Annotated in this window: 15 protein-coding genes and 1 pseudogene; 13 read left to right on the top strand and 3 right to left on the bottom strand. The window is 74.7% G+C overall.

The annotated features are described in order from the left end of the window. The first annotated feature begins 32 nt into the window (after nucleotides 1-32). On the top strand, nucleotides 33-890 hold the full coding sequence (locus tag ACH4SL_RS31605) for an oxidoreductase (RefSeq protein ID WP_398452037.1): 858 nt from the start codon (nucleotides 33-35) through the stop codon (nucleotides 888-890). A 414-nt stretch (nucleotides 891-1,304) separates the two neighbouring features. Here ACH4SL_RS31605 and ACH4SL_RS31610 read toward each other — a convergent pair whose 3' ends face one another. Beyond that, a complete protein-coding gene (locus ACH4SL_RS31610) occupies nucleotides 1,305-2,150 on the bottom strand; it encodes an HAD family hydrolase (RefSeq protein WP_398451946.1) in 846 nt (281 codons plus the stop codon). 437 nt (nucleotides 2,151-2,587) lie between these two features. Between ACH4SL_RS31610 and ssd the strand changes: the two genes are divergently transcribed. The 6 genes and pseudogenes from ssd to ACH4SL_RS31640 all read left to right on the top strand — a co-directional run. Next, nucleotides 2,588-3,694 (top strand): septum site-determining protein Ssd, encoded by a 1,107-nt coding sequence (gene ssd, locus ACH4SL_RS31615; protein WP_398451949.1) that lies wholly within the window; start codon nucleotides 2,588-2,590, stop codon nucleotides 3,692-3,694. Then, a complete protein-coding gene (locus tag ACH4SL_RS31620; protein WP_398451951.1) occupies nucleotides 3,691-4,842 on the top strand; it encodes a TadA family conjugal transfer-associated ATPase in 1,152 nt (383 codons plus the stop codon). The genes ssd and ACH4SL_RS31620 overlap by 4 nt, the downstream gene beginning before the upstream one ends. Further along, nucleotides 4,839-6,692: a type II secretion system F family protein gene (locus tag ACH4SL_RS31625; RefSeq protein WP_398451953.1), complete on the top strand. Its 1,854-nt coding sequence runs from the start codon at nucleotides 4,839-4,841 to the stop codon at nucleotides 6,690-6,692. The genes ACH4SL_RS31620 and ACH4SL_RS31625 overlap by 4 nt, the downstream gene beginning before the upstream one ends. Before the next feature lie 135 nt (nucleotides 6,693-6,827). Further along, the gene (locus ACH4SL_RS31630; RefSeq protein WP_398451956.1) at nucleotides 6,828-7,088 is read left to right on the top strand and encodes a DUF4244 domain-containing protein; all 261 of its coding nucleotides are present in this window, start codon (nucleotides 6,828-6,830) and stop codon (nucleotides 7,086-7,088) included. 613 nt (nucleotides 7,089-7,701) lie between these two features. After that, a complete protein-coding gene (locus tag ACH4SL_RS31635) occupies nucleotides 7,702-8,010 on the top strand; it encodes a TadE family type IV pilus minor pilin (protein WP_398451958.1) in 309 nt (102 codons plus the stop codon). 62 nt (nucleotides 8,011-8,072) lie between these two features. Further along, a pseudogene (locus tag ACH4SL_RS31640) lies at nucleotides 8,073-8,258 on the top strand (Rv3654c family TadE-like protein); the annotation flags it as partial. A gap of 567 nt (nucleotides 8,259-8,825) precedes the next feature. Here the strand turns inward: ACH4SL_RS31640 and ACH4SL_RS31645 are convergent. Next, nucleotides 8,826-11,387 (bottom strand): DEAD/DEAH box helicase, encoded by a 2,562-nt coding sequence (locus tag ACH4SL_RS31645; protein ID WP_398451961.1) that lies wholly within the window; start codon nucleotides 11,385-11,387, stop codon nucleotides 8,826-8,828. A 184-nt stretch (nucleotides 11,388-11,571) separates the two neighbouring features. Here ACH4SL_RS31645 and bldG point away from each other — a divergent pair, with 184 nt between their 5' ends. From bldG to ACH4SL_RS31670, 5 genes are all read left to right on the top strand, one after another. Next, a complete protein-coding gene (gene bldG / locus ACH4SL_RS31650) occupies nucleotides 11,572-11,913 on the top strand; it encodes an anti-sigma factor antagonist BldG (RefSeq protein WP_031520166.1) in 342 nt (113 codons plus the stop codon). 94 nt (nucleotides 11,914-12,007) lie between these two features. Then, nucleotides 12,008-12,421, top strand: coding sequence for an ATP-binding protein (locus tag ACH4SL_RS31655; RefSeq protein ID WP_398173750.1), 414 nt, complete (start codon nucleotides 12,008-12,010; stop codon nucleotides 12,419-12,421). A gap of 222 nt (nucleotides 12,422-12,643) precedes the next feature. Continuing rightward, complete coding sequence (locus ACH4SL_RS31660) at nucleotides 12,644-15,028, top strand: sodium-translocating pyrophosphatase (protein WP_398451965.1); 2,385 nt, start codon at nucleotides 12,644-12,646, stop codon at nucleotides 15,026-15,028. Nucleotides 15,029-15,293: 265 nt separating this feature from the next. Next, the gene (locus tag ACH4SL_RS31665; RefSeq protein WP_398451968.1) at nucleotides 15,294-15,887 is read left to right on the top strand and encodes a small secreted protein; all 594 of its coding nucleotides are present in this window, start codon (nucleotides 15,294-15,296) and stop codon (nucleotides 15,885-15,887) included. Between the two features lie 87 nt (nucleotides 15,888-15,974). Continuing rightward, nucleotides 15,975-17,507, top strand: coding sequence for a methyltransferase (locus tag ACH4SL_RS31670; protein WP_398451971.1), 1,533 nt, complete (start codon nucleotides 15,975-15,977; stop codon nucleotides 17,505-17,507). Between the two features lie 54 nt (nucleotides 17,508-17,561). Here ACH4SL_RS31670 and ACH4SL_RS31675 read toward each other — a convergent pair whose 3' ends face one another. Next, the gene (locus ACH4SL_RS31675; RefSeq protein ID WP_398451974.1) at nucleotides 17,562-17,990 is read right to left on the bottom strand and encodes a DUF2752 domain-containing protein; all 429 of its coding nucleotides are present in this window, start codon (nucleotides 17,988-17,990) and stop codon (nucleotides 17,562-17,564) included. A 261-nt stretch (nucleotides 17,991-18,251) separates the two neighbouring features. Here ACH4SL_RS31675 and topA point away from each other — a divergent pair, with 261 nt between their 5' ends. Then, nucleotides 18,252-21,059 (top strand): type I DNA topoisomerase, encoded by a 2,808-nt coding sequence (gene topA / locus ACH4SL_RS31680; RefSeq protein ID WP_398451977.1) that lies wholly within the window; start codon nucleotides 18,252-18,254, stop codon nucleotides 21,057-21,059. The last annotated feature ends 98 nt before the right edge of the window (nucleotides 21,060-21,157 follow it).

Below are 21,157 nucleotides of genomic sequence, written 5' to 3' on the forward strand. Positions count from 1 at the left end.
GTCGCGGGGTGCGTAGGGTCTTGGGCATGGCTATGAACGCTGCCCAGCCAGCCGCCCAGGAACTCTCGGCGACCGACCCGCTGGCCGCCCTCGGCATCTTGCCGGGCGTCCCCGAGGCGGTCGACGCCGTACGCCGGGCAGTGGACGCGGTGTACGGGCACCGGGTGATGCGCCGCAGGTCGGACGAGGTCACCGCGGAGGTCGCACTGCGCGGCGCGCGCGGCTCCGCGGCGCTGGCCGGCGCCGACTGGCCGCTGGAGGAGCTGCGCCGCCGCAGCGACTTCTCCGCGGACGAGCAGGCCCGTACGGTCGGCGCGGCGCTGCGGCTGACCGCCGAGGCCGGCCAGCTGCTGGGCGTCTGGCGCCGCTCACCCCTGCAGGCGCTGGCCCGGCTGCACCTGGTGGCGGCCGGCGGCGCGGCGGCGAACGCCGCTGTCGGACGGCCGCGGCTGGCCGGGGAGCCGGTGGACGAGCCGCTCGTCGGCGCCGCGGAGCTGGACCTGCCGAAGCCGCCCGAGGTCACCGCGCGGCTGGACGGCCTCACCGCGCTGCTGCTGGCGGGTACGTCCGCTCCCGCGCTGGTCGTCGCGGCGGTCGTCCACGGCGAACTGCTGAGCCTGCGCCCCTTCGGCTCCTTCAACGGGCCCGTCGCGCGGGCGGCGGAACGGATCGTCCTGGTCGGCACGGGGCTGGACCCGAAGTCCATCTGTCCGGCGGAGGTCGGCTACGCGGAACTGGGCGCCGCCGCCTACCTCACCGCCCTGGAGGGCTACGCCTCGGGCACCGCCGAGGGTATGGCGGAATGGATCGGCCACTGCGGGCGGGCGCTGGAGCTGGGCGTACGCGAGAGCGTCGCCGTCTGCGAGGCGCTGCAGCGCGGCGCCGCCTGAGGGCGGGGCGCCGCCTTCCGTACGCGCCCTGGTCCGGGCCCGGGTCGCGGTTCGGGTTCGGGTCTTGGTCGCGGTTCGGCTCCGTGGCCGGGCGACCTTCCGGACATGGCAATGCGGCGGCACCTTGCGATGCCGCCGCTGGCACGTCGGCCCGGTGACCAGTGCGTGCGCGATGTCTGCCGTGATCAGGGCGAGGTCTTTGCCCGCTGCCTGGTACGGCTGGCCCGGTTGGCGGGTCGGCTGCGCGTGGGTGCCCGGCTTCCGTGCTCGGTCCGTGGGGCCTACCTGCTGTGAACTGCGGTCTTCCTCTCGGAAGTCCGTGGTCTCGCGGGCCGCTACGTCCTTTCTACCCCCGACCGCGCCCCGGTGGAACCTCTGGCTCCACTTCTTTACTTTTCGTGCCGCACCCGACAATCAGGACATGGCGGCGGGACGGCGGCGCCGCGCGGCGAGCCAGACCAGCCCTGCCGTGGCGGCGGCCGCGCCCACCGCGGCGGCGGCGAGCACCGGGGCGGACGGCATGGGCAGGGTGGGGATCCGCTGGTTGAGCCGGACCGGGCGGTTGAAGGTGAGCGCGGGCCACCCGCGGGCCACCGCCTCCTTGCGCAGCGCCCGGTCGGGGTTGACCGCGTAGGGGTGGCCGACCGTCTCCAGCATCGGGATGTCGGTCACCGAATCGCTGTAGGCGAAGGAGCGCTCCAGGTCGTAGCCCTGCGAGCGGGCCAGCTCCTCGATCGCCTCCGCCTTTGCCGGGCCGTAGACGTAGTGCTCGATCTCGCCGTTGTACGCCCCGTCCTCGACCACCATCCGGGTGGCCACGACGTGGTCGGCGCCGAGCATCTCGCCGATCGGCTCGACCACCTCCGAGCCGGACGCGCTGACGATCACGACGTCACGCCCGGCGGCGTGGTGCTCCTCGATGAGCGAGGCCGCCTCGTCGTAGATGATCGGATCGATGAGGTCGTGCAGGGTCTCGGCGACGATCTCCCGCACCTGCTGGACATTCCATCCCTTGCACAGATCGGACAGGTATTTGCGCATGCCTTCCATCTGGTCGTGATCCGCGCCCCCGACGAGGTACACGAACTGGGCATATGCGGTACGCAAAACCGCCCGCCTGTTGATGAGACCGCCCTGGTAGAAGGACCGTCCGAAGGCGAGTGTGCTGGACTTGGCGATCACGGTCTTGTCGAGATCGAAGAAGGCCGCGGTGCGCGGTGGCAGGTGGTTTTCCACGGGATGAGCATAGGCAACCACCATTCGGCGTAAGGTCAGGCGCGTGGGTTTGCTCTCGAAGGCCATCGGGTACACCATGGAAGTCACGGATCGTTCGCGACCGTGCTAACCCGGTCTGGCTCCTCCCCCCCCGAGTCGGACCGTGGGGACGACCCCCGCTCTCCCCCCCGGCGGGGGTCGTCGCATGTCCGGACCCGTTCTGCCGCTCTCGGCCGGGTCCCGCGCCGTCCTCGATCACACCAGCCTCCCTTGTCCACAGGTGATCTCCTGTGAGTACGACGTGTGACGGTCCGTAATCGTTGCGAGGTCGGCGTGAAGTCACCTGTGTGAGTGACGAGTTATCCACAATCGTCGAGTTGTCCACAGTTTCCGACCAAGATCATCTCAATTCCCGCTTCTCGCCCCAAGCTGATGCCGGCGACGCCGACCGTGCGCCGCAAGGCAAGCGAAGGGGAAGAGAAATGTTTGGTTCCACTACGCCCGGAGCGCGTCCCGACGCCCTCGAAGGACCCGGCGGACCGCTGATTGTCACGGAGGATGAAAGTCTCCTCGACGATCTGCTACGGCTGTGTGCGGCCGCCGGCTCGGAACCGGAAGTCGTCTTCGGGGCGCCACCGCGCGCGCCGGGCTGGGAGGGCGCGCCGCTCGTCCTGGTCGGCGTGGAGTCGGCCGCCCGGATCCGCAGGATCCCGCGCAGGAAAGGGGTCCTCCTCGTCGGACGGGATCCGGACGACGCGGAGGTCTGGCGCACCGCCCACGACATCGGGGCCGACCACGTTCTGCTGCTGCCCGACGCCGAACCCTGGCTCGTCGACCGGCTCGCGGACATCGCCGAGGGCGTCGGGCGGCCCGCCCTGACGGTCGGGGTGGTCGGCGGCCGCGGCGGCGCCGGCGCCAGCACCCTGGCCTGCGCCCTCGCCGTCACCTCCGCGCGGGCCGGGCGGCGCACCATGCTCGTCGACGGCGATCCGCTCGGCGGCGGCCTCGACATCCTCGTCGGGGCCGAGCGCTCCGGCGGGCTGCGCTGGCCCGCGCTCGCCGATTCCCGCGGCCGCGTCAACAGCGGCGCCCTTGAGGAGTCCCTGCCGCGGCTGGACGCGCTGAGCGTCCTCAGCTGGGACCGCGGCGACTCCGTCGTCATCCCGGCCCCCGCCATGCGGTCCGTGCTGAGCGCCGCCCGGCGGCGCGGCGGCCTCGTGGTCGTCGACCTGCCGCGCCGGGTGGACGACGCGGTGGCCGAGACCCTGGCGCAGATCGACATCGGCCTGCTGGTCGTGCCCGCCGAGCTGCGCGCGGTGGCCGCGGCCACCCGGGTCGCCGCGGCCTTCACGATGGTGCTCAAGGACCTGCGGGTGGTGGTCCGCGGCCCCTTCGCCGAAGGGCTCGACGGCCGCGAGACCGCCCGGCTCGTCGGACTGCCGGCCGCGGGCGAACTGCCCCCGGAGCGCGGGCCCGACGCCCTCGGCAGCAGCGGGCCCCCGGGCTCCTCCGGCCGCGGCCCGCTGGCCCGCTTCTGCACCGCCTTCCTCGCCGCGGCCCTCACGGACGACGGGAGCGTGGCGGCATGACCACGCCCCTGCTGGACGCCGTACGCCTCCGCCTGGCCGAGCACGGCGGCGAGGCCACACCCGCCGGGGTCGCCGCCGCGCTGCGTGCGCAGGGCCGGCTGCTCGGCGACACCGAGGTCCTCGGCGTGGTCGGCGCCCTCCGCTCCGAACTGGTCGGGGCCGGCCCGCTGGAAGCCCTGCTGGCCGACCCGGAGGTCACCGACATCCTGGTCAACGGCCCCGGCGAGGTCTGGACCGACCGCGGCCGGGGCCTGGAGCGCACCGCCGTCCGCTTCCCCGACACCGCCGCCGTCCGCAGGCTCGCGCAGCGGCTCGCGACCACCGCGGGCCGCCGGCTCGACGACGCCCGCCCCTGGGTCGACGCCCGGCTGCCGGACGGCACCCGGCTGCACGCCGTGCTGCCGCCCGTCGTTGTCGGATCCCCGTGCCTGTCGCTGCGCGTGGTGCGCTCGCGTGCCTTCACCCTCGCCGAACTGGTCGCCGCCGGCACGGTGGACGCCGGGACGGCCGCGGTGCTGCGGGCGGTGGTCGACGCGCGGCTGTCCTTCATGATCAGCGGCGGCACGGGCTCGGGGAAGACGACACTGCTCAGCTGCCTGCTGGGCCTGGTCGATCCGGGGGCGCGCATCGTCCTGGCCGAGGATTCCGCCGAACTGCGCCCCGACCACCCGCACGTCGTCCGGCTGGAGGCCCGCCCCGCCAACCAGGAGGGCGCGGGCGAGGTCACCCTGCGGGAGCTGGTGCGGCAGGCGCTGCGCATGCGCCCTGACCGGCTCGTGGTCGGCGAGGTGCGCGGAGCCGAGGTGACGGATCTGCTCAGCGCCCTGAACACGGGCCACGAAGGCGGCTGCGGCACGGTCCACGCCAACGCCGCCTCCGACGTCCCGGCCCGGCTGGAGGCGCTGGGCTCCACCGCGGGCCTGGACCGGGCCGCCCTGCACAGCCAGTTGGCGGCGGCCCTGTCCCTGGTCATCCACCTGGCCCGCGACGCGACGGGGCTGCGCCGCGTCGCCGAGATCCACGTCCTCACCCGCGGCGCCGACGGCCTGGTCACCACCCTGCCGGCCCTCCACGGTCCCGCGGGGCCCCTGACCCGCGGCCCCGGCTGGCCCCGGCTCGCGACCCTGTGCGCAGGGGGTGCGGCATGACGGCCGAGGGGCAGGCGGTGTGGGCCGCGGCGCTGTGCGCTGCCGCGCTGCTGGCCGCGGGGCGCGAAGGAGGCGGGGCTCGGCGGCGGGCGCGCCGGGTGCTGGGCGGGATCCGCGCGGAGCGGGCTGCCGGGCGCGCGGGGCCGGGGGAGCGGCTGCGGGTGGCGCTCGCGGGGCTGCGCGGCCGCGTCGAGGGGTACGCCCGCGGCGGGCCGGGGCGGTACGCGTGGGCCGCGAGGGTGGCGCGGTGGGCGGGACCGGAGGCGTGGTGCGTGCCGGTCGGCGTGGCGCTGGCGGTGCTGACGCGGTCGGTGCTGCCGCTGCTCGCCGCTCCCGCCGCCGTGCCCCTCGTGGGGCGGGCGCTGCGCCGGCGGGCGCGCCGGGCCGCCGCCGAGCGCGGGGCGGTGGCTGTCGCGGCGCTCTGCGGGGCACTGGCCGGTGAGCTGCGGGCCGGGCGCCCGCCGCACACCGCGCTGGGCGAGACGATCGGGGCCGCCGGGTGGCAGGAGGCGCCCGGACTGTCCGGTGCGGCCCGCCTGCTGCTCTCCGCCGCCCGCTTCGGCGGCGATGTGCCGCAGGCGCTGCGGGACGCCGCGCGGCTGTCCGCGGGCACGGAGGGCCTGACGGCGGTGGCGGCCTGCTGGCAGGTCGCGGTGGACGGCGGTGCGGGGCTGGCTGCCGCGCTCGACCGGGTGGCGGCAGCGCTGCGGGCCGAGGCCGATCAGCGCGAGGACCTGCGGGCCCAGCTCGCCGGACCGCGCTCCACGGCGGCGCTGCTGGCGCTGCTCCCGCTCTTCGGCGTCCTCCTCGGCGCGGGCCTGGGCGCCGATCCCGCCCGGGTGCTGCTCCACACGCCCGCGGGCCTGCTGTGCCTCCTGGCCGGGGGCGTCCTGGAGTGGGCGGGCCTCGCCTGGACGGCGCGGATCATGCGCGCGGCCGGATCCCCCGCGACTGCCGGCCCGGAAGACCCGGGTGGTCCGCCGGCGGAGCCGCACCGGCGGGCAGAGGGGCGGTCCCGGATGCCGGGCGGTGCGGACGCGCTCGCGGTCGGGGTCGTCGGTGCCGGCGGGGTTGTCCACAGCCTGGGGACAGTGGCGGCGGCGCTCGCGGTGGGCGGCGCGGTGGCCGCCGGGCTCGGCAGCGGGAGGCGGAAGAGGGCACGGCGGATCGCGGCGGTGCTCGGCGGGCCGCCGGTGCGCCGGGCGGAGCCGGGCCGTCTGCGCCGGGCGGCCCTCGGGGCGGCGCGGCGGTGGGGAGCGGCGCCCGCGGCCGGGCTGGTGGCGGGAGCGGGCGTCGGCGGGGCGTCGGGCGTGCTTCTGGGGCTGTTCACGGCCCTGGCCGCCGGGTGGTGGCTGCGGAGGCGCCGCCGGGCGGCAGCGGGCCGTACGACCGCCGCTGAGCCCGGCCCGGGGCAACTCCCGCTGTGCGCCGACCTGATGGCCGCGTGCCTGGCCGCCGGGGCGACACCCGGGGAGGCGGCGGGCGCGGTGGGCGAGTGCTTGGGCGGGCCGCTCGGAGCCGCGCTGATACGAGCACGGGCCGAACTGCGGCTCGGCGGGGATCCGGTGGAGTGCTGGCTGCGCTTCGGCGGCGGATCCGCCGCCCGGGAGCTGGGCCGGTGCCTGGCCAGGGCGTCCACGACCGGCAGCGCGCCGGTGGCGGAGATGGCCCGGCTGGCCGCCGAGCTGCGCGCGGCGCAGGGCCGCACCGCGCAGGCCGCCGCCAGACGGGCGGCGGTGCTGGCCACGGCACCGCTGGGCCTGTGCTTCCTGCCCGCGTTCCTGCTGGTCGGCGTGGTGCCGGTGGTGATCGGCCTGGCGGGCACCGCCCTCGGCCCCGCCGCGCCCTGACCCCCGCCGCACGCGCGGCCGACGAACGACCCCGTACGACCCCACAGGCCCCGACGGGCCAGGGACGTGGTTCCGCACGCCCTCGTACACGTCCGGGATCACCCGGAGAAACCCAGAAAACGGGAGGAAAAGGAAATGAGCATCGACAGGACGTCACCCGCACGGACCGCGGTCCGGCAGCGGCCGGACGGGAAAACCCGGGCGGCGGCGTGGTGGAGGCGCCGGGCCCGGGCGTGCCGCGCGGCGGCCGAGGCGGGGATGAGCACGGCGGAATACGCCGTGGGGACGATCGCCGCGTGCGGTTTCGCAGCCGTGCTCTACAAGATCGTGACGAGCGGCCCGGTGCGGACCGCCCTCACCGGGGTGATCACGAAGGCCCTCCATGTGCCCTTCTGACACCCCCTCGAAGCCGGGTGCGGCCCCACGGCCGCACCCGCCTTCGGGCCTGCGCCCCGGCCCGCCGCCGCACGCGCCTCCGGGCGTGCGTCGCGTCCCGCTGCCGGGCGGCGCCGTGCAGCGGCGGGGCGTGGGCGGCGACACCGCGCCGGGTGCGGCCCTGCGGCCGCACTCGCCCTCGAGCCTGCGCCCTGGCCCGCCGCCGGGCGGCACCGCGCGGCTGCGCCTGTCCTCGGGCGGCATCGTTCCTCGGCGGGGCGCGGAGGGTGGCACTCCGCCGGGTGCGGCTTCGCCGCCGCACTCGCCTTCGGGCCTGCGTCGCGTCCCGCTGTCGGGCGGCGCCGTCCAGCGGCGGGGCGTGGGTGGCGACGCCACGTCGGGTGTGGGCCGAGCCGCCTTGTGGGCGGGTGCGTGCCGGTGGTACCGGCGCCGTCCGCGGGGCGGCGAGGGGTCGGCCGCCGCTGTGCGGGGGGTGGTGGCCTCCTGGCGGTCCGCCTGGGAGTGCCCGGGACGTGATGCGCGGTACCGGGCGGGGCGCCTGCGGTGGTCGGGTGCGGTGGCCGGGCTGCGGGGGCGGTGCGGGGAGCAGGGGTACGTCACCGCGGAGACCGCGATGTCGATTCCCGTGCTGGTCGCCGTCGGCGGGACGCTCATCTGGGGCGTCATGGCCGCGGCCGCGCAGGTCCGGTGCGTGGACGCGGCGCGGGCCGGGGCGCGGGCGGCGGCCAGGTCGGAGGAGCCGGCGGCGGTGCTCCGGGCGGCGCGGGAGGCCGCGCCGAAAGGAGCGCGGGTCAGCGTGGGGCGGGAGGGCGACATGGTGACCGTGCGGGTGGTCCTTCCGCCGCCGCGCTTCCCCGTCGCGCTGGGGGCGCGGGCCGCCGCGCTCGCCGAGGACTCCGTGGACGGGGGTGAGGGACCGTGACCGGACCCCGGCGGGAGGGCGACCGGGGCTCGGCCACGGTCTGGTCCCTCGGGATCGTGGCTGTGCTGCTCGCGCTCTTCGCGGCCGCGCTGCTGCTCGCCCAGGCGGTCGTGCAGCGCCACCGGGCGGGCGCCGCGGCAGATCTCGCCGCCCTCGCTGCGGCCGACCATGCCTTGGACGGCAGGGAAGAGGCCTGCGCGCTGGCCGCCCGGGTCGCCGAGGCCCAGGGCGCCCGCCTGACGACCTGCGCGGTGACCGGCGAGATCGCCGACGTGGTGGCCGAGGCGGGCGGAGCCCGGGTCCGTTCCCGCGCCGGCCCGCCCCCGGCCGACCCTGACCCGTCCCCGGCCTCCGGGACGTCCGTTGGGTTCGCTCTTGGCCCGGGTGGCCGCGCCGCCTTCACCGCCCGGGTCCGTTCCCTCGTCGGCCTGGCGCCCGCCTCCGGCTCCGACGCGGGCCTGTCCTCGGCCTCTGGGGCGTCCGTGGGGTCCGCTCTTGGCCCGGGTGGCCGCGCCGCCTTCACCGTCCGGGTCCGTTCCCTCGTCGGCCTGGCGCTCGCCTCCGGCCCCGACGCGGGCCTGTCCTCGGCCTCTGGGGCGTCGGTGGGGTTCGCTCTTGGCCCGGGTGGCCGCGCCGCCCTCACCGCCCGGGTCCATTCCCGCGCCGGCCCGCCTCCGGCCGACCCTGGTCCGTCCCCGGCCTCCGGCTCGTCCGCCGGGTTCGCTCTCGGCCCGGGTGGGCGCGCCACGCCCGCCGTCACCGCCGGGCTCCGCTCCGGCGACGTCCCGGCCCCGCCGCCCAGCGGCCGCGCCGCCCTAACCGCCGGATTCCCCCTCGGCGGCGCGGGGTCCTCCGGCGGCGTCCCCGCCCGGCGCGTCCCCGCCCGGCGCGGCCCCGCGCTCGGCCCCCGCCCCGCGCCTGGCTGGGGGCTCGGCCCCCGCCCCGCGCTCGTCCCCGGCCCCCCGACCGGCCGGGGGCTCGGCCCCAGCCGCGGCCGGGGAGCCCCCCGGGCTGGGGGCGGGGGCGGAGGACAGGAGGGAGGTGAGGAGGCGGAGGGAGGCGGGCTTGTCGAGAGGGTCGTTGCCGTTGCCGCACTTGGGGGACTGGACGCAGGACGGGCAGCCGGCGTCGCACTCGCAGGCGGCGATCGCCTCCCGGGTCGCGGTGAGCCAGCCGCGGGCGGTGTGGAAGGCGCGTTCGGCGAAGCCCGCGCCGCCGGGGTGGCCGTCGTAGACGAAGACGGTGGGCAGGCCGGTGTCGGTGTGCAGCGGGACGGAGACACCGCCGATGTCCCAGCGGTCGCAGGTCGCGAAGAGCGGGAGGAGGCCGATGGAGGCGTGCTCGGCGGCGTGCAGCGCGCCGGGCAGCTCCTCCGGGAGGATGCCCGCGGCGTCCAGCTGGGCGTCGGTGACGGTCCACCAGACGGCGCGGGTGCGCAGCGTGCGCGGCGGGAGGTCGAGCCGGGTCTCGCCGAGCACCTCGCCGGTCACCAGCCGGCGGCGCAGGTACGACACCACCTGGTGGGTGACCTCGACCGACCCGAAGTGGATGCGGGCCTCGCCCCACGGCTCGTCCACGTCGGTGGACAGCACCCGGATGGACGTGGTGTCGCGGGCCATCGTCGAGTAGGACGGCTCCGCGCGGGTCACGAGGGCGACGGAGTCCTCCAGGTCCAGGTGCTCCACCACGTAGGTGCGGCCCTGGTGGAGGTGGACGGCGCCGTCGTGCACCGCGGTGTGGGCCGAGGCGGCGTCCACCGTGCCCAGCAGCCGTCCGGTGGCCGACTCCACGACCTGGACGGGCTTGCCGCCCGCCCCGCGGATGTCGGTGAGGTCGGCGGCCCGCTCCCGGCGCGTCCAGTACCAGCCGGTGGAGCGGCGGCGCAGCAGCCCCCGCCGCTCCAGCTGCGCCAGGAGCGCGGGCGCCTCGGGGCCGAACAGCGGCAGGTCCTCCTCGGTGAGCGGCAGCTCGGCAGCCGCGGCGCACAGGTGCGGGGCGAGGACGTACGGGTTGTCCGGGTCCAGCACGGTGGATTCGACGGGCTGCTCGAAGACCGCCTCGGGGTGGTGGACGAGATACGTGTCGAGCGGGTCGTCGCGGCCGACCAAGACCGCGAGCGCGCCCTGCCCCGACCGCCCGGCGCGCCCGGCCTGCTGCCACAGCGAGGCGCGGGTGCCGGGATAGCCGGCCAGGACGATGGCGTCCAGACCGGAGATGTCGACGCCCAGTTCGAGCGCGGAGGTGGACGCCAGGCCGAGCAGCCGGCCGGAGTGCAGATCGCGCTCCAGGGCCCGGCGCTCCTCCGGGAGGTAGCCGCCGCGGTAGGCGGCGACCCGGCGCGGCAGCGCGGAGTCGATCTCGGCGAGCCGCTCCTGCGCGATCACCGCGACCAGCTCCGCCCCGCGCCGGGAGCGGACGAAGGCGACCGTACGCACCCCCTGGAGCACCAGGTCGGTGAGCAGCTCGGCGGATTCGGCGGTGGCGGTGCGCCGCACCGGCGCGCCGTGCTCCCCGGACAGCTGCGTCAGCGGCGGCTCCCACAGCGCGAAGGCGAGCTCCCCGCGCGGCGAGGCGTCGTCGGTGATCTCCGCGACCGGCAGCCCGGTCAGCCGGCCGGCGGCGCGCGCCGGGTCGGCGGCGGTCGCGGAGGCCAGCAGGAAGACGGGCGCGGCCCCGTAGCGGGCGCACACCCGCCGCAGCCGCCGCAGCACCTGGGCGACGTGCGAGCCGAAGACCCCGCGGTAGGTGTGGCACTCGTCGATCACGACGTAGCGCAGATGGCGCAGGAAGGAGGACCAGCGGGCGTGCCCGGGCAGGATGCCGCGGTGCAGCATGTCCGGGTTGGTGAGCACGTAGGTGGCGTACTGCCTGACCCATTCGCGTTCCTCGACGGGCGTGTCGCCGTCGTAGACCGCGGGCCGCACCGGCGTGCCGAGCGGCGCGGCGAGCTTGGCCACGGCCCGCCGCTGGTCGGCGGCCAGCGCCTTGGTGGGAGCCAGGTACAGCGCGGTCGCGCCCCGCCCCCCGGCGCCCGGCGCGTCGGCCCCGTCCAGCAGCGCGCTGAGCACCGGCACGAGATAGCCGAGCGACTTGCCCGAGGCCGTACCCGTGGCCACGACCACCGACTCGCCGCCCACCGCCAGCTCCGCCGCCCGCGCCTGGTGCTCCCACGGCATCCGGATCCCGGCCGCCTCGACCGCCGCCACGACCTCCGGCCGGATGCCGAGCGGCCATGAGGCATGACGCCCGACCCGCGGGGGCAGGTGCTCCGTATGGGTGATGCGCGCGGCCCGGTCCGCCCCCGTGGCGAGCCGCTCCAGAGCGGTGCGGGGGGACGGGCGCCCGTGCGCCGACTGCGGAAGATGATCCTGGGCCATCGGCACTCAGTGTGTCACCGGCGTGACGGACAAACGCATGAAGGCGTCGTGCTGGCCCGCTGCGAAGTGATTGAATGCCATCGCGGCTGAGGGCCCTTCCCCTACCTTCGGTGGGAGAAGGCTCCTACTCCTCGGTGGGGAGGCCCCTGGGGGAGTCGCGTCGATGCAAGGTGCTGGAGGATCCGTGGACCTGTCCCTGTCGACCCGAACCGTCGGCGATCGCACGATCGTCGAGGTCGGCGGCGAGATTGATGTGTACACCGCGCCCAAGCTGCGCGAGCAGCTGGTGGAGCTCGTGAACGACGGGAGTTACCACCTGGTCGTGGACATGGAAGGGGTCGACTTCCTCGACTCCACCGGACTGGGCGTCCTCGTCGGCGGGCTCAAGCGGGTGCGCGCGCATGAGGGATCGCTGCGTCTGGTGTGCAACCAGGAGCGCATCCTGAAGATTTTCCGTATCACCGGCCTGACCAAGGTGTTCCCGATCCACACCTCGGTCGACGAGGCTGTCGCGGCGACCGACTGATTCTTCGCCCGAGCGAAGGGGTCCCGGACGGGCACACCGTCCGGACCCCTGTGATGCCCGTGTGATGTCTGCCCATGGAACCGAGGGGGAGGCCATGCCCACCGTAGAACTGCTCTTCAGCGCCCAGCCGGAGCATGTGCGCACAGCACGGCTCGTGGCGGCTGCCGTGGCGCGCCGGGCGGGGGTGGGCGAGGCGGCTCTCGACGAGGTGCGGCTCGCGGTGGGCGAGGCGTGCAGCCGGGCGGTGGGCCTGCACCGCAGCAACGGTGTCGAGGCACCCGTACGGGTGATGCTCAACGAGGACGAGAAGACGTTCTCCATCGAGGTGGCCGACGAGGTGCCGGGCAACGCCCACGGCTCCTCGCCGGACTCCGGCGGCGACGAGGCCGCGGACGACGAGGGCGAGATGGGCCTGGCCGTGATCAGCGGTCTGGTCGACGACGTGGAGGTCATCGAGGGCGCCGCCGGCGGAGTCATCCGCATGAGCTGGCCGACCCCCTCCGCGTAAGGCCCCGGTCAGGGCCCGGCGCACTCGCGAAAACGCGTCCGATTGGCCGGATGCGTCATTTACGGCGGGAATTACCGACCGATCCCGACGCGCACCCTTTTTTGATCTTTCGCGGCTCCCTACAATCCGTCCATCGTGCTCAGCTCGCCTGAGCGTCGCGGCTTTGTCGACTGCCGAGCCGTAGGAGCCGCACGCCCATGCGCCAAACGTCAAGGAGGACGAATGGCGGGGCTATTCACCCCTCGGACGCTTGCCGCGGATCCGATACCGGTACTCACGGACGGAAACCGGCTGCTCGTCTGGATCATCGCGGTGGTCGCACTCGCGGCCCTGGCACTCGCCGCGGTGCTGGTGCGTCAAGTGCTCGCGTCGGACGAAGGCACCGACGCCATGAAGAAGATCGCCGCTGCCGTGCAGGAAGGCGCCAACGCCTACCTCGCACGGCAGTTCCGCACCCTGGCGGTCTTCGCCGTCGCCGCGTTCTTCCTGCTCATGCTGCTGCCCGCGGACGACACCTCGCAACGTATGGGCCGCTCGATCTTCTTTCTCGTCGGCGCTTTGTTCTCGGCGATCACCGGATACGTCGGAATGTGGCTCGCGGTACGTAGCAATGTGCGGGTGGCGGCGGCGGCGAGAGCGGCGACCCCGGAAGCCGGAGAACCGCCCGCCGATTTACGGGACGTCTCCCACCGGGCCATGAAGATCGCATTCCGCACGGGCGGCGTCGTCGGAATGTTCACCGTCGGACTCGGCCTTCTCGGCGCGTCCGCGGTCGTGCTGATCTACAAAGCCGACGCACCCAAGGTGCTGGAGGGATTCGGATTCGGCGCCGCACTGCTCGCGATGTTCATGCGGGTCGGCGGCGGCATCTTCACCAAGGCCGCCGACGTGGGCGCCGATCTGGTCGGCAAGGTCGAGCAGGGCATCCCGGAGGACGACCCGCGCAACGCCGCGACGATCGCGGACAACGTCGGCGACAACGTCGGGGACTGCGCCGGCATGGCCGCCGACCTGTTCGAGTCCTACGCCGTCACCCTGGTGGCGGCACTCATCCTCGGCAAAGTGGCCTTCGGTGACGCGGGCCTCGCCTTCCCCCTGCTCGTCCCGGCGATCGGCGTGCTCACCGCCATGGTCGGGATCTTCGCCGTCGCGCCCCGCCGCACCGACCGCAGCGGCATGACGGCCATCAACCGCGGCTTCTTCCTCTCCGCGGTCATCTCCCTGGCCGGTGTCGCCGTCGCCGTCCGGACGGCCCTGCCCTCCTCCTACGCCGGCCTGCACGGCGCCGGCCCCGACATCACCGGCCACGGCGGCGACCCCCGTGTGCTCGCGCTCGTCGCCGTCGCGATCGGCATCGTCCTCGCGGCGCTGATCCAGCAGCTCACCGGCTACTTCACCGAGACCGCCCGGCGCCCGGTCCGGGACGTCGGCCGGACCTCGCTCACCGGCCCGGCCACCGTCGTGCTCTCCGGCATCTCGCTCGGCCTGGAATCCGCGGTCTACTCGGCGCTGCTCATCGGGCTGTCCGTCTACGGCGCCTTCCTGCTCGGCGGCACCTCCGTGTGGCTCGCGCTCTTCGCGGTCGCGCTGGCGGGCACCGGGCTGCTCACGACCGTCGGCGTCATCGTCGCCATGGACACCTTCGGGCCCGTCTCCGACAACGCCCAGGGCATCGCCGAGATGTCCGGCGACGTCCACGGCGAGGGCGCGCGGGTGCTCACCGACCTCGACGCGGTCGGCAACACCACCAAGGCCATCACCAAGGGCATCGCGATCGCCACGGCGGTGCTCGCGGCGACCGCGCTGTTCGGCTCGTTCAAGGAGGCCGTCGACACCGCCGTGGCCAAGGCGCATCCGGGCGCGTCCGACGCGCGCTGGCTGTCGCTCGACATCTCGCAGCCGAACAACCTGGTCGGGCTGCTGTTCGGCGCGGCGGTCGTCTTCCTCTTCTCCGGCCTCGCCATCAGCGCCGTCTCGCGCTCCGCGGGCGCGGTGGTCTACGAGGTGCGCCGGCAGTTCCACGACCACCCCGGGATCATGGACGGCACGGAGACCCCCGAGTACGGCCGGGTCGTCGACATCTGCACCAAGGACGCGCTGCGCGAGCTGGCCACCCCGGGCCTGCTCGCCGTCCTGGCGCCGATCGCGGTCGGATTCGGCCTCGGCATCGGCTCGCTCGCGTCGTACCTGGCGGGAGCGATCGGCGCCGGCACCCTGATGGCGGTCTTCCTCGCCAATTCCGGCGGCGCCTGGGACAACGCGAAGAAGCTCGTCGAGGACGGCCACCACGGCGGCAAGGGCAGCCAGGCGCACGCGGCGACCGTCATCGGCGACACCGTGGGCGACCCGTTCAAGGACACCGCGGGCCCGGCCATCAACCCGCTGCTGAAGGTCATGAACCTGGTCGCGCTGCTGATCGCCCCGGCCGTGGTCAGGTTCAGCTACGGCGTCGACGCCAGCACCGCCGTGCGGGCCGTCGTCTCGGCGGTCGCGATCGTGGTCGTCGTCGGGGCCGTCTACGTCTCCAAGCGCCGCGGCGTGGCCGTGGGCGCGAGCCCCGGGAGCGGCGGCGCCGAACGGATGGAGGACGCCGCGAGCCCGGCCTGACGCCCCGGCACCGCGCGACGGCCCGCGACACGCCCGTACGGCATCGGACCCCGCGTGACATCTGCCACACCGTCAGCCCCGCGGCGGGCACCCGGCGTCCGGCCGGGCGCCCGCCGTACGGGCAGGTCGGCGGCACCGTACCGCGGCTTGCTACGAACGGCTTGAATAACGGACGAATGAGCGCGAAGTCCCCGCCGGATTCGTGGTCGCCGCCCCCTCCCCGTGTAAGTTCCGGGGCCGTGACGCCACGGAAGGGACCTGAACGGTGAAGCTGAACCACGGACGCCGCGCCGCGCTGTCGGGCGCGGCGGTGCTGCTGGCGCTGACGCCGCTGTCGGCCTGCTCCAGCGACGACACGGGCAAGAAGCTGGACACCTGGGCGCAGGGGGTGTGCGACCAGACCGCCGCGCAGACGAAGAAGATCAACGACGCCAACACCGCGCTGACCAAGGTCGACAGCGGCGGCAAGCCGCAGGACGTGCAGTCCGCCGACTCCGCCGCCTTCCAGCAGATCTCCGACGCCTACAAGTCGCTGGCCGGCATCTTCGACGCCGCGGGTCCCGCCCCCGGCGACCACGGCGACACCTTCCAGCAGAACGCGGTCACCTCCTTCACCGGCCTGTCCACGCAGTACGCGACCCTCAAGAAGCAGGTCGACGGTCTCGACACCACCGACCAGGCCAAGTTCGCCGCGGGTCTGCAAGGCGTGTCGGACTCCTTCTCGAAGGCCACGACCGACGGCGACAAGGCGCTCAGCGCGCTGCGCGAGGGCGACCAGGGCAAGGCGCTGGCCAAGCAGCCGGGCTGCCAGAGCGTCCCGCAGTCCCCGTCCACCGCGCCGACCCCGACCGTTTCGTAGCCCCTGCGCCGTGAAACGCCTGGTGGGCGCGCGGGTCCGCCCCGTACGCGGCGGGCGCATGGCCCGGACCCGCCCGTTGCCGCGACAATGGCCTTCGTGACGACCCCCCTCCTCCCCGCCCCCGACAGCGCGGCCGCGCTGCGCGACGACCTGCTCGCCGCCGACTTCACCGCCGACGGCTGCCTCGACCTGCTGGGGGCCGTCGGCTACGCGGCGCTCTCGCGCGCCGAGACCGTGCCCGCGCTGCGCGCCACCCGCGGCGGGAGCCCGCTGGAGACCCTGGTCCGGCTCTTCCTCCTGCAACGCCCCGTCCCGTACGGCCGCGCCCGCGTGGCGCTGCCGGGCCTGGACCGCTACGCCGCGGACGGCTGGCTCGTGCGCGACGGCGACGAGGTCCGGGCGGCCGCCGACGTGCGTCCCTACGCGGGCGACGGCGGCGCGGACTGGTGGATCGTCTCCGACCTGGGCTGCGCGGTCGGTGGCGCGGGCGGCATCGGCGGTACGCCCGGCGGCTCCGGCGTGGACCGCGCCGACCTGGTGCTGGGCGTCGGCGGCGCCTCCACCACGCTCGCCGGGCTGACGGTGCGTGAACCCGTGGGCAGCGCCCTCGACCTGGGCACCGGCTCCGGCGTCCAGGCCCTGCACGCCTCCCGGCACGCCACCCGCGTCACGGCCACCGACGTCAACCCGCGCGCCCTGCACTTCGCCCGCCTCACCCTCGCCCTGTCCGGCGCACAGCAGCCCGACCTGCGCCGCGGCAGCCTGTTCGAGCCGGTCGGCGACGAGCGCTACGACCTGGTCGTGTCCAACCCGCCCTTCGTGATCTCCCCGGCCGGCCGCTTCACCTACCGGGACGGCGGAATGGGCGGCGACGACCTGTGCCGCACCCTGGTGGAGCAGGCCGCCGACCACCTCACCGACGGCGGCTGGTGCCAGCTGCTGGCCAACTGGCAGCACATCGAGGGCCAGGACTGGCGCGAGCGGCTGGTCCAGTGGGTGCCGCGCGGCTGCGACGCCTGGATCGTGCAGCGCGAGGTGCAGGACGTCGCGCAGTACGCCGAGTTGTGGCTGCGCGACGGCGGCGACCACCGCGCCGACCCGGCGGCGTACGCGGCCCGCTACGACGCGTGGCTGGACGACTTCGAGCGCGCCAAGGTCGGCGCGGTCGGCTTCGGCTGGATCACCCTGCGCAGGACCGGCTCCGACCAGCCGGCCGTCACCGCCGAGGAATGGCCGCACCCCGTGGAGCAGCCGCTCGGCCCGCACATCGCGGGCTGGTTCGCCCGGCAGGACTTCCTGCGCCGCCACGACGACGCCGACCTGCTCGACGCCCGCTTCACCCTGGCCCCCGACGTGGTGCAGGAGCAGGTCGGGGCGCCGGGCGCGGAGGACCCCGAGCACGTCGTCCTGCGCGCGGGCCGCGGCATGCGCCGGGCCACCGAGGTCGACACGGTCGGCGCGGGCTTCGCCGGGGTGTGCGACGGGACGCTGCCGGCCGGGCGGATCGTGGACGCCATCGCCCAGCTGCTGGGCGAGGACCCGGTGGTGCTGCGGGACCGCACGCCGGCCGCGATCCGGATGCTGGTCGAGCAGGGCTTCCTGGAGCCGGTCACCCCGTAGCGCGCCGCCCGCCGTACGGGTCAGCCGGTGCGCGGGGGGCGTACGCCGGGGCGCTCAGCGCAGGTTGCGTACAACCCCCCACGCCACCAGCACCACCACCAGCGCCGCCGTCCCCCGCGGCCCCACCCGAACCCGCCACTGCCGCCCCCGCAGCCCCGCCCACGCCCAGCCCCCGAAAGCGGCCAGCAGCAGCGGGGCGCAGAGCACCAGCAGCGCGTTGTCGTGGAAGGCCCGCACGGGGTCGGCGTGCAGCAGGTCGTACGCCGTACGGGTGGCTCCGCACACCGGGCAGAGCAGGCCGGTGGCCCAGTTGAAAGGGCAGCGCGGCAGCCAGTGGCCCGGCTGGTGCGGATCCGTGCGGTAGAGATACGCCGCCGCGGCGATCCCGGCGGCCAGCGCACCCAGCGGCGCCGCGGCGTGATGCCGTACCGCGCGCCGCACCCCGTCACCGCCCACCCCGCCACCTCCGGTCCGCAGGGACACCCCCGGCTCCCCATCCTGGCACCCCGCCCGCGCCCCGCACCCGCCCCCTGCCGCGCAGGTACGCATCCGGCCACCCGGCTTCCGGCGCGCCGCGTCACCGCCGCCCCCTTCAGGTCTGACATGACCCGTCCATGCGGCAGACAGACCGCTTGTCGGGTTACCGTTCGGATGGCGTTGTTGACTTTTCCCGTTTGACACGGGACCGGGAGGTACGGTCACACTCCGCAGCGTCACCCCTTCGAACCGGAGAGAAGAGCGAAGTTGTCCCCGACCCGCGAGACCGCACCGGCCGGCCGCCGACTCGTCATTGTCGAGTCGCCCGCCAAGGCGAAGACGATCAAGGGCTATCTCGGCCCTGGATACGTCGTCGAGGCGAGCGTCGGGCACATCCGCGACCTGCCCAACGGGGCCGCCGAGGTGCCGGCGGAGTACAAGGGCCAGCCGTGGGCGCGGCTCGGCGTCAACGTGGACAGTGACTTCCAGCCGATCTACGTCGTCAACGCCGACAAGAAGGCCCAGGTCAAGAAGCTCAAGGAACTCCTGAAGGACTCCGACGAACTCTTCCTGGCCACTGACGAGGACCGCGAGGGCGAGGCCATCGCCTGGCACCTCCAGGAGATCCTCAAGCCCAAGGTGCCCGTGCACCGCATGGTCTTCCACGAGATCACCAAGGACGCCATCCAGGCCGCGGTCCGCAACCCGCGCGAGCTGAACAAGCGCCTCGTCGACGCCCAGGAGACCCGCCGCATCCTCGACCGGCTCTACGGCTACGAGGTCTCGCCGGTGCTGTGGAAGAAGGTCATGCCGCGGCTGTCGGCCGGCCGCGTGCAGTCCGTCGCCACCCGGCTCGTCGTCGAGCGCGAACGCGAGCGCATCGCCTTCCGCACCGCCGAGTACTGGGACCTCACCGGCGTCTTCGACACCGGCCGCGCGGGCGACGCCTCCGACCCGTCGACGCTCAACGCGCGGCTCGTCTCCGTCGACGGCCGCCGCGTCGCCCAGGGCCGCGACTTCGACGCCTCCACCGGCGCCCTCAAGCAGGGCGCGACCGTCCTCCAGCTGGACGAATCCGCCGCCCGCGCGCTGGCCGCCGCCCTCGCCGACGTGCCCTTCGCCGTCCGCAGCGTCGAGTCCAAGCCCTACCGCCGCTCGCCGTACGCGCCCTTCCGCACCACGACCCTCCAGCAGGAGGCGTCGCGCAAGCTGGGCTTCGGCGCCAAGGCGACCATGCAGGTCGCCCAGAAGCTGTACGAGAACGGCTTCATCACCTATATGCGTACGGACTCCACCACGCTGTCGGAGACCGCCGTCAAGGCCGCGCGCGCACAGGTCACCCAGCTCTACGGCGCCGACTACCTGCCCGACAAGCCGCGCACCTACGCCGGCAAGGTCAAGAACGCGCAGGAGGCGCACGAGGCGATCCGCCCCTCCGGCGACCGCTTCCGCACCCCCGCCGAGACCGGCCTGACCGGCGACCAGTTCCGGCTCTACGAGCTGATCTGGATGCGGACGGTCGCGTCGCAGATGAAGGACGCCGTCGGCCAGTCCGTCACCGTGCGCGTCGCCGGCACCTCCACCGACGGGCGCGACGCCGAGTTCAGCGCCTCCGGCAAGATCATCACCTTCCACGGCTTCCTCAAGGCCTACGTCGAAGGCGCCGACGACCCCAACGCCGAACTCGACGACCGCGAGCGCCGCCTCCCGCAGGTCACCGAGGGCGACGCGCTCACCGCCGAGAAGATCGACGCCGAGGGCCACTCGACCAAGCCGCCCGCCCGCTACACCGAGGCCTCGCTGGTCAAGGAGCTGGAAGAGCGCGAGATCGGCCGCCCCTCGACGTACGCGACGATCCTCGGCACGATCCTCGACCGCGGCTACGTCTTCAAGAAGGGCACCGCGCTCGTCCCGACCTTCCTCTCCTTCGCGGTCGTCAACCTGCTGGAGAAGCACTTCGGCTGGCTCGTCGACTACGACTTCACCGCCTCCATGGAGGACGACCTCGACCGCATCGCCCGCGGCGAGGCCGAGTCCGTGCCGTGGCTGCGGCGCTTCTACTTCGGCACGGAGGAGCCCGACGCGGCCCCGGCCGTCTCCGCGAACGGCGACGGCGACCACCTCGGCGGGCTCAAGGAACTCGTCGAGGACCTCGGCGCGATCGACGCCCGGGAGATCTCCTCCTTCCCGGTCGGCGACGGCATCGTGCTGCGCGTCGGCCGCTACGGCCCCTACATCGAGAAGGGCGAGCGCGGCGAGGACGACCACCGCCGCGCCGACGTCCCCGACGACCTGCCGCCCGACGAGCTCGGCGTCGAATACGCCCAGGAGCTCTTCGCCCGCCCCAGCGGCGACTTCGAACTCGGCAACGACCCGCAGACCGGCCGCCCCATCGTCGCCAAGGACGGCCGCTACGGCCCCTACGTCACCGAGGTGCTGCCCGAGGACACCCCGAAGACCGGCAAGAACGCGGTCAAGCCGCGCACCGCGTCGCTCTTCAAGTCGATGTCCCTCGACACCGTCACCCTGGAGGACGCCCTCCGGCTGATGTCCCTGCCGCGCGTTGTCGGCACCGACCCCGACGGCGTCGAGATCACCGCGCAGAACGGCCGCTACGGCCCGTACCTCAAGCGCGGTACGGACTCGCGCTCGCTGGAGACCGAGGACCAGCTCTTCACGATCACCCTCGACCAGGCCCTCGCGATCTACGCCCAGCCCAAGCAGCGCGGCCGCGCCGCCGCGAAGCCGCCGCTCAAGGAACTCGGCACCGACCCGGTGAGCGAGCGCCCCGTCGTCGTCAAGGACGGCCGCTTCGGCCCGTACGTGACGGACGGCGAGACCAACGCGACGCTGCGCCGTGACGACGACGTCGAGACGATCACCCCGGAGCGGGGCTACGAACTCCTCGCGGAGAAGCGGGCGAAGGCGCCCGCGAAGAAGAAGGCTCCCGCACGGAAGAAGGCCGCCGCCCCGGCGAAGAAGGCCGCGGCCAAGAAGGCCGCACCCGCCGCGAAGAAGACGGCCGCTTCCGCGAAGAAGGCCGCGGCGAAGAAGTCCGCCCCGCCTGCGGAGTAGCTCGCTGCTGCGCCGCGGGGTGCCCCTGAAAGCGCTCACCCGGCGGCGCAAGCGCCTCCTCCGCGTGGCACGCGGCGGGTTGTCCACAGGGGGTGACG

Origin of the sequence: Streptomyces sp. NPDC021020 (assembly GCF_044333285.1) — a bacterium.
Taxonomy (GTDB): Bacteria; Actinomycetota; Actinomycetes; order Streptomycetales; family Streptomycetaceae; genus Actinacidiphila.

Coding starts and splice junctions, on each gene's coding strand:
- ACH4SL_RS31605 (WP_398452037.1), top strand. CDS start 33: ATGAACGCTGCCCAGCCAGCCGCCCAGGAACTCTCGGCGACCGACCCG.
- ACH4SL_RS31610 (WP_398451946.1), bottom strand. CDS start 2,150: ATGGTGGTTGCCTATGCTCATCCCGTGGAAAACCACCTGCCACCGCGC.
- ssd (WP_398451949.1), top strand. CDS start 2,588: ATGTTTGGTTCCACTACGCCCGGAGCGCGTCCCGACGCCCTCGAAGGA.
- ACH4SL_RS31620 (WP_398451951.1), top strand. CDS start 3,691: ATGACCACGCCCCTGCTGGACGCCGTACGCCTCCGCCTGGCCGAGCAC.
- ACH4SL_RS31625 (WP_398451953.1), top strand. CDS start 4,839: ATGACGGCCGAGGGGCAGGCGGTGTGGGCCGCGGCGCTGTGCGCTGCC.
- ACH4SL_RS31630 (WP_398451956.1), top strand. CDS start 6,828: ATGAGCATCGACAGGACGTCACCCGCACGGACCGCGGTCCGGCAGCGG.
- ACH4SL_RS31635 (WP_398451958.1), top strand. CDS start 7,702: ATGTCGATTCCCGTGCTGGTCGCCGTCGGCGGGACGCTCATCTGGGGC.
- ACH4SL_RS31645 (WP_398451961.1), bottom strand. CDS start 11,387: ATGGCCCAGGATCATCTTCCGCAGTCGGCGCACGGGCGCCCGTCCCCC.
- ACH4SL_RS31655 (WP_398173750.1), top strand. CDS start 12,008: ATGCCCACCGTAGAACTGCTCTTCAGCGCCCAGCCGGAGCATGTGCGC.
- ACH4SL_RS31660 (WP_398451965.1), top strand. CDS start 12,644: ATGGCGGGGCTATTCACCCCTCGGACGCTTGCCGCGGATCCGATACCG.
- ACH4SL_RS31670 (WP_398451971.1), top strand. CDS start 15,975: ATGGCCTTCGTGACGACCCCCCTCCTCCCCGCCCCCGACAGCGCGGCC.